The 12909-nt window shown below is 73.0% G+C and carries 14 protein-coding genes; 5 read left to right on the forward strand and 9 right to left on the reverse strand.

The window, feature by feature from the left end:
• The first annotated feature begins 82 nt into the window (after positions 1–82).
• Positions 83–1360, forward strand: a complete 1278-nt coding sequence (locus tag ACZ6ZN_RS14845; protein ID WP_469646911.1) for a thymidine phosphorylase — start codon at positions 83–85, stop codon at positions 1358–1360.
• Between the two features lie 66 nt (positions 1361–1426).
• On the opposite strand, the gene ACZ6ZN_RS14850 is transcribed toward ACZ6ZN_RS14845, so the two are convergent.
• On the reverse strand, positions 1427–2347 hold the full coding sequence (locus ACZ6ZN_RS14850; protein WP_469646262.1) for an AEC family transporter: 921 nt from the start codon (positions 2345–2347) through the stop codon (positions 1427–1429).
• Between the two features lie 156 nt (positions 2348–2503).
• Here ACZ6ZN_RS14850 and ACZ6ZN_RS14855 point away from each other — a divergent pair, with 156 nt between their 5' ends.
• Positions 2504–2890, forward strand: a complete 387-nt coding sequence (locus ACZ6ZN_RS14855) for an STAS domain-containing protein (protein WP_451876621.1) — start codon at positions 2504–2506, stop codon at positions 2888–2890.
• Here ACZ6ZN_RS14855 and ACZ6ZN_RS14860 read toward each other — a convergent pair.
• Positions 2774–3790: a sigma-70 family RNA polymerase sigma factor gene (locus tag ACZ6ZN_RS14860; protein ID WP_398106886.1), complete on the reverse strand. Its 1017-nt coding sequence runs from the start codon at positions 3788–3790 to the stop codon at positions 2774–2776. The genes ACZ6ZN_RS14855 and ACZ6ZN_RS14860 overlap by 117 nt on opposite strands.
• Positions 3791–3938: 148 nt before the next feature.
• Positions 3939–5210, reverse strand: coding sequence for an MFS transporter (locus ACZ6ZN_RS14865; RefSeq protein WP_469646266.1), 1272 nt, complete (start codon positions 5208–5210; stop codon positions 3939–3941).
• 63 nt (positions 5211–5273) lie between these two features.
• On the opposite strand from ACZ6ZN_RS14865, the gene ACZ6ZN_RS14870 reads away from it, so the two are divergent.
• Positions 5274–6236 carry a LysR family transcriptional regulator gene (locus ACZ6ZN_RS14870; RefSeq protein ID WP_469646269.1) on the forward strand — a complete coding sequence of 321 codons (963 nt, stop codon included), beginning with the start codon at positions 5274–5276 and terminating at the stop codon, positions 6234–6236.
• Between the two features lie 7 nt (positions 6237–6243).
• Here the strand turns inward: ACZ6ZN_RS14870 and ACZ6ZN_RS14875 are convergent, their stop codons facing one another.
• The gene (locus ACZ6ZN_RS14875; protein ID WP_469646272.1) at positions 6244–7002 is read right to left on the reverse strand and encodes an alpha/beta hydrolase; all 759 of its coding nucleotides are present in this window, start codon (positions 7000–7002) and stop codon (positions 6244–6246) included.
• 122 nt (positions 7003–7124) lie between these two features.
• On the opposite strand from ACZ6ZN_RS14875, the gene ACZ6ZN_RS14880 reads away from it, so the two are divergent.
• Both ACZ6ZN_RS14880 and ACZ6ZN_RS14885 read left to right on the forward strand, forming a co-directional pair.
• A complete protein-coding gene (locus ACZ6ZN_RS14880) occupies positions 7125–8282 on the forward strand; it encodes an adenosine deaminase (RefSeq protein ID WP_469646275.1) in 1158 nt (385 codons plus the stop codon).
• A 139-nt stretch (positions 8283–8421) separates the two neighbouring features.
• The gene (locus tag ACZ6ZN_RS14885; protein WP_398106881.1) at positions 8422–8775 is read left to right on the forward strand and encodes an ATP-binding protein; all 354 of its coding nucleotides are present in this window, start codon (positions 8422–8424) and stop codon (positions 8773–8775) included.
• Between the two features lie 88 nt (positions 8776–8863).
• Here ACZ6ZN_RS14885 and ACZ6ZN_RS14890 read toward each other — a convergent pair whose 3' ends face one another.
• The 5 genes from ACZ6ZN_RS14890 to afsQ1 form a co-directional block, all read right to left on the reverse strand.
• Positions 8864–9076: a PspC domain-containing protein gene (locus ACZ6ZN_RS14890; protein WP_369197003.1), complete on the reverse strand. Its 213-nt coding sequence runs from the start codon at positions 9074–9076 to the stop codon at positions 8864–8866.
• A gap of 63 nt (positions 9077–9139) precedes the next feature.
• Entirely contained in the window at positions 9140–9721 is a 582-nt protein-coding gene (locus ACZ6ZN_RS14895; RefSeq protein WP_469646279.1) for a VanZ family protein, read from the reverse strand.
• A 95-nt stretch (positions 9722–9816) separates the two neighbouring features.
• Positions 9817–10431 carry a hypothetical protein gene (locus tag ACZ6ZN_RS14900; RefSeq protein WP_469646281.1) on the reverse strand — a complete coding sequence of 205 codons (615 nt, stop codon included), beginning with the start codon at positions 10429–10431 and terminating at the stop codon, positions 9817–9819.
• 53 nt (positions 10432–10484) lie between these two features.
• A complete protein-coding gene (locus ACZ6ZN_RS14905) occupies positions 10485–12083 on the reverse strand; it encodes an ATP-binding protein (RefSeq protein ID WP_469646284.1) in 1599 nt (532 codons plus the stop codon).
• Positions 12080–12757, reverse strand: a complete 678-nt coding sequence (afsQ1, locus tag ACZ6ZN_RS14910; RefSeq protein WP_158101933.1) for a two-component system response regulator AfsQ1 — start codon at positions 12755–12757, stop codon at positions 12080–12082. Before afsQ1 ends, ACZ6ZN_RS14905 begins: the two co-directional genes overlap by 4 nt.
• Positions 12758–12909 lie beyond the last annotated feature (152 nt).

Here is a 12909-nt window from a genome sequence, read left to right on the forward strand (position 1 = left end):
GGCCCCCCTGAGTTGCCCAAGCGACCGGCTCAGGGGGGCCGTGCGGTTTCTGCAACCCTCGGAAGGAAGCCAAGCCATGGCCATGGACGTCATCTCCGTCATCCGCACCAAGCGGGACCGCGGCGAGCTCAGCGACGAGCAGATCGACTGGGTCATCGACGCGTACACCCGCGGGGAGGTCGCCGACGAGCAGATGTCCGCGCTCGCCATGGCGATCCTGCTCAACGGCATGAACCGGCGCGAGATTGCCCGCTGGACGGCCGCGATGATCGCCTCCGGCGAGCGCATGGACTTCTCGTCCCTGTCCCGCCCGACCGCCGACAAGCACTCCACGGGCGGTGTCGGCGACAAGATCACCCTGCCGCTGGCCCCGCTGGTCGCGGCCTGCGGCGCGGCCGTCCCGCAGCTGTCCGGCCGCGGCCTCGGCCACACCGGCGGCACCCTGGACAAGCTGGAGTCCATCCCCGGCTGGCGCGCCCTGCTGTCCAACGAGGAGATGCTGGACGTCCTCGACACCACCGGCGCGGTCATCTGCGCCGCCGGTGACGGTCTGGCCCCCGCCGACAAGAAGCTCTACGCGCTGCGCGACGTCACCGGCACCGTCGAGGCGATCCCGCTGATCGCGTCCTCGATCATGTCCAAGAAGATCGCCGAGGGCACGGGCTCGCTCGTGCTGGACGTGAAGGTCGGCACCGGCGCCTTCATGAAGACCATCGAGGACGCCCGCGAGCTGGCCTCCACCATGGTCGGCCTGGGCACCGACCACGGCGTGCGGACCGTCGCGCTGCTCACCGACATGTCCACCCCGCTCGGCCTGACCGCGGGCAACGCGCTGGAGGTCCGCGAGTCCGTGGAGGTCCTGGCGGGCGGCGGCCCGGCGGACGTGGTCGAGCTGACGGTCGCCCTGGCCCGCGAGATGCTCGACGCGGCCGGCGTGAAGGACGCCGACCCGGCCAGGGCCCTGGCCGACGGCTCCGCGATGGACATCTGGCGGCGCATGATCGCGGCCCAGGGCGGCGACCCGGACGCGGCCCTGCCGGTGGCCCGCGAGCAGCACGTGATCAAGGCCCCGGCCTCGGGTGTCCTCACCCGCCTCGACGCCTACGACATCGGCGTCGCCGCGTGGCGCCTGGGCGCGGGCCGCGCCCGCAAGGAGGACCCGGTGCAGGCGGGCGCGGGCGTCGAGATGCACGCCAAGCCGGGCGACACGGTCACCGAGGGCCAGCCCCTGCTGACCCTCCACACGGACACCCCCGAGCGCTTCGACTACGCCCTCCAGGCGGTCGAGGGCTCCTACGACGTGGCGGCCCCGGGCACGGACTTCAGCGCCTCCCCGGTGGTCCTGGAGCGCATCGCCTGACCAGGCGGTTTCCCTTCGGGGTGAACGGGACCGGTGGACCCCCGCCGGTCCCGTTCCTGTTCCGGGTCACCCCAACACGGCCGCCACCACCACCAGGACCGGCACCGCCGCCACCGTCGACAGCAGGATCGCCTCCCTCGCCAGCACCTCGCCCACCCGGTAGCTGCTCGCGTAGGTGAAGAGGTTCTGGGCCGCGGGCAGGGCCGACGTCACCACCACGTCCAGCAGCGACGCCCCGTGCAGGCCGAAGACGCCCACCGCCAGGGCCCAGGCCGTCAGGGGCTGGACGACCGCCTTGAGCGCCACCGCGAGCAGGACGGGCCCGCGTTCCGCGCCGCGCAGCGGCAGGGTGCTGCCCCGCAGGGAGATGCCGAACGCCAGCAGGACCGCCGGCACCGACATGTTGCCGATCAGGGTCAGGGGGTCCAGCAGCGGGCCCGGCACCGGCAGCCCCGACGCCGACACCGCCACGCCCGCCAGCGACCCCACCGCGATCGGGTTGCGCAGGGGCGTGAGCAGCCGCTGCCACAGGGGCCGCCTGTGCCCGCCGCTCGCCAGGTCCAGGACGGTGAGGGCGACGGGGGTGACGCCGACCAGCTGGAACAGCAGCACCGGCGCCACCAGCGACACGTCGCCCAGCACGTACACGGCGATCGGGATGCCGAGGTTGCCGGAGTTGACGTAGCCGGCGCACAGCGCGCCGATCGTCGTCCGGCCCACACCCCAGCCCCGTACGGCACCGGCCGCCGCGAAGACGCCGGCCACCGCCGCCGTGCTCAGGGCGGTGACGAGCAGCCGGTCGGAGAAGACCACCGACAGGTCGGCCCCGGCCAGGGTCGTGAAGAGCAGGGCGGGGGACGCCACGTGGAAGGCGAGCTTCGTCAGCACCTCGCGTCCGCCGCTGCCCAGATACCCCCGGCGGCCGATCAGATAGCCGACGCCGATGACGACGGCGATCACCGCGAAGCCGCTCAGCACTCCCTGCACGGCACCGCCTCACCGGTGCGACGGGCATCGGTCGGCGCGGGCGGGGCAGATGCATGGGGCATACAGCCAACCCTCCGGGGCGGGCCGTGCCGAGGTCAATGTGATGTTCACAGCGCGCACGGGGCCGGTGCGCCGCTCAGAGGAAGGCCTGCCGCGATGAGTTACCGCCCCCCGCCCGGTCTACCGCTCGTGGACGCCATGACACCGCCCGTGCTCGTACTGCCCGGCCCCGTCGACCGGGACGAGGTGAGGGGGCTGAGCGACGACGTGCGGGCACTGCTGCGGGGCGGCGGTGCCCGGGTCGTGGTCTGTGACGTCGGGGGCCTCGGGCCGCCGGGTCTGGCCGCCGTCGACCTGCTGGCGCGCCTGCAGCTGGCCGCCCGGCGCGCCGGGGGGCGGATACGGCTGCGCGATCCGGATCCGGCGCTATGCGCCCTGCTCGACCTGGTCGGCCTCCGCTTCGAGGTGGAGGGGCAGGTCGAAGAGGGGGAACCAGCGCTGGGTGTCGAGGAAGCAGTGGAATCCGGTGATCCGGCCGTCTGAGACCTCCAGGACCTGGACGGCCCACGGGGTGAAGCCGCCCTTCTCCGGGTCCGGCTTGTACTGGGCGAAGCCCGGCAGGCCGTTGACCTGCACCGGCACCAGTCGTGAGCCCGCGCAGGGCGCACCCAGGGTGGTCATGAAGCCCGTGATGTCGTCGGCGCCGGTCAGCCACAGGTCGAACGGCGGCATCGTCATGATGGCGTCCTCGTGCAGCAGCGCGGTCAGCGCCGTCATGTCGTAGCCCTCGAAGGCCGCCACATAGCGGTCCAGCAGCTTCTGCTGGTCCTCGTCCAGCGGGTCGGAGACGGCCGCGTCGGCGCCCGGCTGCTGCCGCTCGGCGAGGGTGGCGCGGGCCCGCTGCAGCGCGCTGTTGACCGACGCGACGGACGTGCCCAGCAGCTCGGCGACCTCGCTCGCCCGCCACGCCAGCACCTCGCGCAGGATCAGCACGGCCCGCTGCTTGGCGGGGAGCTGCTGCAGGGCGGCCATGAACGCCAGCCGCACGGACTCCTTGGCCACGGCCGCCTCCGCCGGGTCGTCGGTCGTCGGCAGCACACGGGCGTCCGGCATGGGCTCCAGCCAGGTGTTGTCCGGGCGGGGCGAGAGGGCCGCCCGGGCGAGCGGGGTGGACTCGGTCAGGTCCATGGGCCGGGCGCGCTTGTTGCCCGCGGTCAGCATGTCCAGGCACACGTTCGTCGCGATGCGGTAGAGCCAGGAACGCAGACTGGAGCGGCCCTCGAACTTGTCGTAGCTGCGCCAGGCGCGGACCATCGTGTCCTGCACCGCGTCCTCGGCCTCGAAGGAGGAGCCGAGCATCCGGTAGCAGTAACCCGTCAGCTCGGTGCGGTGTGCCTCCAGCCTGGTGTCCAGGTCCGTCGGTGCCGCCGTGCTGTTCGCCATCTCCACCCACCCCTGTGGACGTTCTGTTCACGCGCCATTGCGCCCCAGCACTTCGGAAGCTACCGCAGCCCACTGACAACGGCCCCCCGAGCGCAGGAAAGCGCAGCTCGGAGCAGGTGATCCGGAACGCCGCAGGAGCCTCCCGGCGTCACACCGCCGCGGCGAGCCGGCGCTCGGCGCGGGCGGCCCGGGTGCCGAGGACGGTGATCGCCACGACCCCGAGCACGGCCAGCAGACCGACCCCGACCGTCCCGGCCCAGCCGCCCGCGTGGAAGGCGGCCGCGCCGGCCGTGCTGCCGACGCTGGAGCCGATGTAGTACGCGGACTGGTACAGCGCGGAGGCCTGGGCGCGGCCGTGCGCGGCGGTCCTGCTCACCGCCGAGGAGGCCACCGCGTGGCCCGCGAAGAAGCCCGCCGTGATGAGGACCAGGCCCAGCAGGACCAGGGGCAGCGACCCGGCCAGGGACAGCAGCAGGCCCGCGGCCGTCGTGGCGCCGCCCGCGTACAGCGCGCCGCGCCGGCCCAGCCGGCCCACCAGGCGCCCCGCCGTGGACGCCGAGACCGTGCCGACGAGGTAGACGAGGAAGATCGAGCCGACGATGCCCTGGGGCAGGGAGAAGGGCGCCTCGGTCAGCCGGTAGCCGATGACCGTGTAGACCCCGCCGAACACCGTCATGAACAGCGCGCCGATCGCGTACAGCCGGCGCAGCAGCGGGTCGGACAGGTGGTCGCGGACGGTCCGCGCCAGGACGCGCGGGCGCAGGGAGCCGGCCCGGAAGTGCCGCGGGGCGGGCAGCAGCAGCCGGAAGGCCACCGCGCAGGCCACCGCGATCACGCCGATCACCGCGACGGCGATCCGCCAGCCCCACTCCTGCGCCACCCAGCCGGTGATGACCCGGCCGCTCATCCCGCCGACGCTGTTGCCCGCGACGAACAGCCCGATGGCCGTCACCAGAGCCCTGGGACCCACCTCCTCCGCGAGGTACGCGGTCGCCGACGCGGGCAGCCCCGCCAGGGCGGCGCCCTGGAGCGCCCGCAGCGCGATCAGCGCGCCGAGGGAGGGGGCGAGGGGCACCAGCACGCCCACGGTCACCGCCACGGCCAGCGAGGCCGTCATGACCGTGCGCCGTCCGAAACGCTCCGACAGCGCGCTCATCGGCAGGACGAACAGCGCCAGCCCGCCCGTCGCGGCGGCCACCGTCCAGCTCGCGTCGCTCGCCGCCACCCCGAACTCGCCGGAGATCAGCGGGAGCAGGGCCTGGGTCGAGTACAGCAGCGCGAAGGTCGCGACACCGGCGAGGAAGAGGGCGAAGCTCATCCGGCGGTACCCGGGCCCGCCCGGGACCATGCGGGAGTCGGCGGCAGGGACAGCGGCATCGGCGCCCACGACGGTGGACGCCCCGGTACTGGCGGGAGACATGCCTCGAACGTACGGACCGCCGTACTGATCCGTCCAATGCATGGAACGGTCATAATCATTCCCATGGTGCATCAAGCGAGTTCAGGGCGGCGCCTGTCACCGTCCAGTGACACAGAAGACACCGCGGAGATGTCCAGGGTGCTGGCCCCGCGCCTGGCGTACTTCGCCGGCGTGGCCCGTACCGAGCACGTCACGCGGGCCGCCCAGGAGATGGGCGTCCCGCAGTCCACCCTGTCCCGGTCCCTGGCCCGTCTGGAACAGGACCTCGGGGTCGACCTGTTCGCCCGGCGCGGCCGCACGGTCTCCCTCACCCCGGCCGGCCGCACCTTCCTCACCTCCGTCGAACGCGCCCTGGCCGAGATCGAGCGGGCCGCCGAGGAGGTCCGCGCCGACGCCGACCCCACCAGCGGCAAGGTCGCCTTCGGGTTCCTGCACACCATGGGCGCCGAGACGGTCCCCGGTCTCCTGCACGCCTTCCGCGCCGACCACCCCCGGGTCCGCTTCAGTCTCGTCCAGAACTACGGCGAGGCCATGCTCGAACGTCTCAGGGCGGGCGAACTCGACCTGTGCCTGACGTCCCCGGTGCCCGACGCGCCCGACCTGGTGGCCCGCCGCCTGGACGAGCAGAAGCTCCGCCTGGTCGTCCCGGCCGACCACGCCCTGGCCGGGCGCCGCCGCATCCGCCTGGCCGAGGCCGCCGAGGAAACGTTCGTCACCCTGGAGCCCGGCTACGGCCTGCGCCGCATCACCGACGACCTCTGCAAGGAGGCCGGCTTCCGGCCCCGGATCGCCTTCGAGGGGGAGGAGGCCGAGACCCTGCGGGGTCTGGTGGCGGCCGGTCTCGGGGTCGCCCTGCTGCCTCCGCCGGCCGTCCCCCGCCCCGGTGTCGTCGAACTGACCGTCACGGCCCCGAGAGCCGTCCGCGAGATCGGTGTCGCCTGGCTCCAGGGCCATCCGGACACACCCCCGGTGGCGGCCTTCAAGAAGTTCCTGCTCTCCAGGAGGGGCAGCCTGCTCCCCACCTGAAGGGGCGCTACCGCCGGGCGGGGCTGAACCCCGCGGCCAACGGCATCCGCAACCCCAGCGGCGGCGGTGCGGCCAGCGCGTCCCGCACGGGCCGCGACACCGGCCTGCCGAACAGCGCGCCCATCACGAAGTCCTCGGTCAGCGCCAGCACTTCGTCCCGGTACTGGGTCAACCCGTGCCCGTCGGCGTGGACTTCGAACCGGCACACGTCCCGGTTCGCCTTCTTCGCCCGCGCCGCGAACCGGAACGACAGCTCCGGGTCGGTGCGCGCGTCGTGGGTGCCGTGCACGATCAGCACCTGACGCCCCGCCAGCTGCTTCACCGGTTCGGGTGGCGCCGCCACGTCCTCCGCGGGAAGCCAGGGGGCAAGCGCCACCACGGAGTTGACGGCCTCGTGTCCGCCCGTCCGCAGCCCGGCCCGCCCGCCCATGCCGAGTCCCACCAGGCACACCGGGACGTCCCCGTACCGCCGCACCACCTCGTCCACCGCCCAGGCGGCGTCCCGCGCGAGATCGGCCTCGTCGCCGTTCCAGCCGCGCAGGCGGTAGTGCACCACGTGCGTGGCGAGGCCGTCCTCCCGGCCCGCGCGGGCCAGCCTGCGCCCGAGGGCGCGGACGGACGCGGTCGCCAGCAGCGGGGACGGTCTGCGGCCGGAGACCTCCTCGCCCCCGGGCAGCAGCAGCACGGCACCGCTCACCGCCTCCGGCTCCGGGCCCAGTGCCCTTCCCAGCCGGGCCCTGCGCGCCGGCGTCGCTTGGTCTGCCATGACAGAACAGTGTCAGAAGGGCGGGTGTACGCCACCCGTCCTCGGGGTCACCGTTACGTATCGGCGAAAACGTCAAGCGACGAGCACGCGCCCTCTACGCGCGTAGGAGTTAGAGTGCGGAAATGACGAGCCAGACCATCGCGAACACCCCGACACCGGACCAGATCCGGCGGGCGCCCAAGGTTCTGCTGCACGACCACCTCGACGGCGGACTGCGCCCCGCCACGGTCGTGGAACTCGCCCGTGACACCGGATACACCCAGCTCCCCGACACCGATCCGGACAAGCTCGGCCTCTGGTTCCGCGAGGCCGCCGACTCCGGCTCCCTGGAGCGGTACCTGGAGACCTTCTCCCACACGGTCGGCGTCATGCAGACTCGCGACGCCCTCGTGCGGGTGGCCGCCGAGTGCGCCGAGGACCTCGCCGCGGACGGCGTCGTCTACGCCGAGGTGCGCTACGCCCCCGAGCAGCACCTGGAGGGCGGGCTGAGCCTGGAGCAGGTCGTCGAGGCCGTCAACGAGGGCTTCCGGGAAGGCGAGCGGCGCGCCCGGGACAACGGCGCGCGCATCCGCGTCGGCGCCCTGCTCACCGCCATGCGGCACGCGGCCCGCGCCCTGGAGATCGCCGAACTGGCCAACCGCTACCGGGACCTGGGCGTCGTCGGCTTCGACATCGCGGGCGCCGAGGCCGGTTACCCGCCCACCCGGCACCTGGACGCCTTCGAGTACCTCAAGCGCGAGAACAACCACTTCACCATCCACGCCGGCGAGGCCTTCGGACTGCCCAGCATCTGGCAGGCGCTCCAGTGGTGCGGCGCCGACCGGCTCGGGCACGGCGTCCGCATCATCGACGACATCCAGGTCCACGAGGACGGCCGCGTCGAACTCGGCCGGCTGGCCTCCTACGTCCGGGACAAGCGCATCCCGCTGGAGCTGTGCCCGAGCTCCAACCTCCAGACGGGGGCGGCCTCCTCGTACGCCGAGCACCCCATCGGGCTGCTGCGCCGGCTGCACTTCCGCGCCACGGTCAACACGGACAACCGCCTGATGTCCCACACCAGCATGAGCCGGGAATTCGAGCACCTTGTCGAGGCCTTCGGCTACACGCTCGACGACATGCAGTGGTTCTCCGTCAATGCGATGAAATCAGCGTTCATTCCTTTCGATGAACGACTGGCGATGATCAATGACGTGATCAAGCCCGGATATGCCGAGCTGAAATCCGAATGGCTGTTCCGGCAGACGGCTTCCACCAGCGGTTCTGCGCCTTCGGGGAAGTGATGCGCGGGGTGCCGGGGCCGAGGAGTGCGGAACGCGTTCACCATTCGTCCGCATTTCGATGTTTGCGGCATGCGGCGCGCGGTGTTTAACGTCGCTGGACCGCTCACATCCCCGTCATCCCTTTTCGAGGACGCATTTCATGAAGCAGTCTGCTGTCAAGTCCCTCGGTGTCGCCGCGCTCGGTGCCGCCTTCGCCGCCACCGGTGCGGGTGCCGCCGACGCGGCCTCCTCCCTCCCCGACACCGCCCAGGCGCTGAAGACCGTCACCACGGCGCTCCCGGCGGAGCAGCTCTCCCAGACGCTGCCGGGCTCGGCCGAGGCGCTGGGCCAGGGACAGACGGCGGCCGGTGCCGGTCTCGCCGCCGCCCAGCCGGTCGCCGAGCAGCTGCTCGCCGAGGGGCCGACCGGCCCGGCCGCCAAGCTGCTCGGCGGACTGCCGGTGCAGAACCTGCCCACCCACGGCCTGCCGGTGAACGGCGTGCCGGTGGGCTGAGCCCTCCCGCCCGGGCGGACACCACACGCCGATGGGGCGCACCCCCGCAACGGGGGTGCGCCCCATCGGCGTTCGCGCGACGGCGGCGTCACCAGGCCGTCTGCGCCTTGCTCTGCACCTTGCTCTCCGAGGGGAACAGGATCCACAGGGCGATGTACAGCAGGAACTGCGGGCCGGGCAGCAGACACGAGACCAGGAAGATCACCCGCATCGTCGTCGCGGACGTGCCGAAGCGCCGTGCCAGTGCGGCGCACACTCCGCCGATCATGCGGCCGTGGGTGGGGCGGGCGAGGCGGGACATGTGCGTCTCCTTCAGCGTCGGGCGGTGAGGTCTCCGGTGCGAGTACCCCATCTGCCCTCGACACTACGGAGACGAAGGGGGCAAAGCGTCGCTCCACGGGGCGATCCCGACCCTGGGAATCGTCGGGGTCCGACCCTGAGCCGGCTCCGGAATGACCGGGGTCGCGCGGCCCGGACGTACCGCGTGGCGGCGCAGCCAGGAGCGGCCGGCCGGAACCAGGGCCACGTGCGCGAGGGCGACACCCGCGGTGTTCAGGAACAGCGAGTCGACGTCGACGACCTGACCGGGAACCCCGGTCTGCAGCAGCTCGATGACGGTCGACAGCAGGGCCCCGGCCGTGACCGTGCGCAGCAGGGACGCCAGCGGGGAGACGGTCAGCCTGCCGGCCACCAGCGGCAGCAGCACGCCCAGCGGCGCCAGCAGCGCCAGCTTCTCCCCGATGCTGCGGGCCGCCGCGGGCCAGCCCAGGACGAGATCGGCCCTGACCCCGTCGAACGGCCGCAGATTGGCCGGCATCACCCAGGGCACGTCCAGCGGCCGCAGCGTGAACCAGGCGACGAACGCCAGGTGTGCGACGAGGAGGACACCTCCTGTCACCCGGATGCGGAACGCGGCGCTGCCGCCGATGGAGCCTTGACGCTGCACGCCCCCCAAGACGCCGCGTCCGGCCGGATCGGTTCCGCGCCGGGCCTCCGCGCAGCGGTGAGGCATGCGCCACAGCCCGGCGGGGCCCGGCCGGTTCACTCCCCGGCCGCGTCCTTCGACGGCGGTTCGTTGCTGCCCGGACGGGCCCGGACCTCCTCGGTGCACTCGTAGCGGCGCGGGGGAACGGCGCCGGGTCCGCCGAGGACCACCGAGCCGTCGCCCTGGGCCGCCGCCGAGTCGGAGAAGGTGCACACGATCTGCGCCAGGGCGTACGAGGTGAGGCTGTCGGGGGCCGTGCTCAGCCGCAGGGTGTCCTCCGGGTCGCCGGGCCGGGGCCCGCCGGCGGTGATGCCCTCACGGACGTCGGTGCTGTAGCCGGCCTCCTTCTCGGCCGGTGACGGCGGCGTCGCGAGCTGGTCCAGCAGCCCCTGCGCCACCAGCAGGCGCCGCTCGGAGTCGGCCGCGCCGTCCGCGACCCGCACGGTCCGGTCGACGGTCACCAGCGAGGACCCGCACAGCAGGAACACCCGGACCGGCAGGCCGCGGGCGGCCTGGGTCGCCGTGTCGGCCTCGGACAGCGAGCACTGCACCCGTGAGGGCGCGGGCCCGAAGTTCGTCGGCACCTCGGTGGCCCGGATCCCGCAGCCGGCGAGCAGCAGGGCGAGGGCGGGAAGCGCGGCGAGGCGGACGGCACCCCGCCGCGGGGCCACGGGGCCGTCTCCGACCCGGGCGGCGCCCCGGGCCCCTGGGCGTCGTACGGGCATCACGCGTCCCCCTCGGCGTCGGGGCCCCGCTGCGGGCCGTCGTCCCCCGAGTCCGGGTTGTCCCCGGCCGGTTCGTCCGGGGACGTGGACGTGTCGCGCGGCAGCCGCAGCGTGAACACCGCCCCCGCGTCGGAGTTGGCCGCGGTGATCTCGCCGCCGTGGATGTGGGCGTTCTCCAGGGCGATGGACAGGCCCAGCCCGCTGCCCTCCGAGCGCGGGCGCGAGGCGCTGGCCTTGTAGAAGCGGTCGAAGACGTGCGGCAGCACGTCCTCGGGGATGCCGGGGCCGTGGTCCCGCACCTCGATGACGACCCAGTCGTCCGCCAGCCGGACCGACACCCGCACCGGCGAACCGCCGTGCTTGAGCGCGTTGCCGATGAGGTTGGCCAGGATGACGTCCAGGCGGCGCGGGTCCAGCCGCGCGTGGATGCCGCGCTCGGCGTCCAGCTCCACCGCGTCCAGCCAGGCCCGGGCGTCGATGCAGGCGGTGATCTGGTCGGCCACGTCGACGTCGTCCAGGACGAGCCGGGCGGTGCCCGCGTCGAAGCGGGTGACCTCCATCAGGTTCTCCACCAGGTCGTTCAGCCGCCGCGTCTCGCTGACGACGAGCCGCACGGCCGGCTCGATCATCGGGTCCATGCTCCCGGTCTCGGCCTCCAGCTCCTCCTCCAGCACCTCCGTGACGGCGGTGATGGCGGTGAGCGGCGTGCGCAGCTCGTGGCTCATGTCCGCCACGAACCGCCGGGACGCCTCGTCGCGCCCGGCCATGTCCGCGACCCGCTTCTCCAGCGCCTCGGCCGCGTTGTTGAACGTCCGTGACAGGTCGGCCAGTTCGTCGGTGCCGGACACCCTCAGCCGGGTGTCGAGCCTGCCCTCGCCGAGCCGCCGGGCCGCCGCCCCGAGCCGCTGCACCGGCTTCAGCACGGTCGTCGCGGCGGCCTGCGCGAGCAGCGCCGAGCCGATCAGCGCCAGGGCGGTGGCGATGCCCAGCGACCAGGCCAGCGAGTTGAGGTCCTTGGCCTCCGGCTCCAGCGACTTGAGCATGTAGCCGGTCGGACCGCCGCCGATCACCCGCGTCCCGGCCACCAGGTACGGGGTGTCGTGGTGGACTATCCGCTGCCAGTACAGGTGGTGCGGGTACTTGTTGGCGCCGTCGACCTTCTGCGTCCTGTTGACCGCCGTGCGCAGCGAGGCGGGCACGTCCCGCAGCGAGAAGCCGCTCAGCCCGCCGGAGCTGCCGTAGACGGTCCGGCCGTCGGGGTTCTCGGCGACCAGCAGCACACTGAAGCGCTGGTCGCTGCCCGCCATCCGGCCCGCGGTGTGCTGCAGTTCGTCCTGCGTGGGCCGCTCGGGCAACGCGCCCGCCCGGTTCTGCATCTCCTGCTCGAAGTCCCGCAGCACGGCGTCCTGGGTACGGGTGAGCACGGCCTCCCGGTTGAGCCAGTACGCGATGCCGGACGCGGACACGGCCGCCGTCAGCGCCACCAGTGCGAAGACCAGGACCAGCCTCAGCCGCAGGCTCGTGAAACGCAGCCGCGACAGAACTCCCTTGCGCTCCGCGGTCCAGCCGCGGTTCCCCCCTGGGTGCTGCTGGGTCACTGAGGCGGATCCAGCCGGTAGCCCACACCCCGCACGGTACGGATCAGCGTCGGGGACGACGGCACGTCCTCGACCTTGGCGCGCAGCCGCTGGACACAGGCGTCCACCAGCCGCGAGTCGCCCAGGTAGTCGTGCTCCCACACCAGCCGCAGCAGCTGCTGCCGCGACAGCGCCTGCCCCGGCCGCCGGCTGAGCTCCAGCAGCAGCCGCAGCTCGGTCGGCGTGAGCTGGAGGTCCTCGCCGTTCTTCGTCACGGTCATCGCCGAACGGTCGATGACCAGGCTGCCGAACGTGGCCGCGTCGTTGGACTCCCGCTCGCCGCGGCGCAGCACGGCCCGGATACGGGCGTCCAGCACCCGTCCCTGCACCGGTTTCACCACGTAGTCGTCGGCACCGGACTCCAGCCCGACCACCACGTCGATGTCGTCGTTGCGCGCGGTCAGCAGGATGATCGGCAACTGGTCCGTGCGCCGGATGCGCCGGCACACCTCGAACCCGTCGATGCCGGGCAGCATCACGTCCAGCACGATCAGGTCCGGCCGCTGCTCGCGCAGGAGCTTCAGACCGTCCTCACCGCTGGCAGCGGTCGCCACGCGATGGCCCTGGCGCGTCAGAGAGAGCTCCAGGGCCGTCCGGATGGCGTCGTCGTCCTCGATCAGCAACAGGGAAGGCACGGGCTCATTCTGGCCCATGGAGGGCCCGGGGTTCGACCGGTGGGGCGCACACGGTTGCTCCGGCACCGGCGACTCCTGTGAAGAGTGTGCTCTTCCTGTGGCCGACCCCTGTGACAGGTCTGTGACAGTCGGCGGACACGGCGATGAAAGTG

This window comes from Streptomyces sp. NPDC053665 (assembly GCF_055585285.1).

Bases quoted from the DNA above. Each gene is read 5' to 3' on its own strand.
- ACZ6ZN_RS14845 (WP_469646911.1), top strand. From the start codon at position 83: ATGGACGTCATCTCCGTCATCCGCACCAAGCGGGACCGCGGCGAGCTC.
- ACZ6ZN_RS14855 (WP_451876621.1), top strand. From the start codon at position 2,504: ATGAGTTACCGCCCCCCGCCCGGTCTACCGCTCGTGGACGCCATGACA.
- ACZ6ZN_RS14860 (WP_398106886.1), bottom strand. From the start codon at position 3,790: ATGGCGAACAGCACGGCGGCACCGACGGACCTGGACACCAGGCTGGAG.
- ACZ6ZN_RS14865 (WP_469646266.1), bottom strand. From the start codon at position 5,210: ATGTCTCCCGCCAGTACCGGGGCGTCCACCGTCGTGGGCGCCGATGCC.
- ACZ6ZN_RS14870 (WP_469646269.1), top strand. From the start codon at position 5,274: ATGGTGCATCAAGCGAGTTCAGGGCGGCGCCTGTCACCGTCCAGTGAC.
- ACZ6ZN_RS14875 (WP_469646272.1), bottom strand. From the start codon at position 7,002: ATGGCAGACCAAGCGACGCCGGCGCGCAGGGCCCGGCTGGGAAGGGCA.
- ACZ6ZN_RS14880 (WP_469646275.1), top strand. From the start codon at position 7,125: ATGACGAGCCAGACCATCGCGAACACCCCGACACCGGACCAGATCCGG.
- ACZ6ZN_RS14885 (WP_398106881.1), top strand. From the start codon at position 8,422: ATGAAGCAGTCTGCTGTCAAGTCCCTCGGTGTCGCCGCGCTCGGTGCC.
- ACZ6ZN_RS14890 (WP_369197003.1), bottom strand. From the start codon at position 9,076: ATGTCCCGCCTCGCCCGCCCCACCCACGGCCGCATGATCGGCGGAGTG.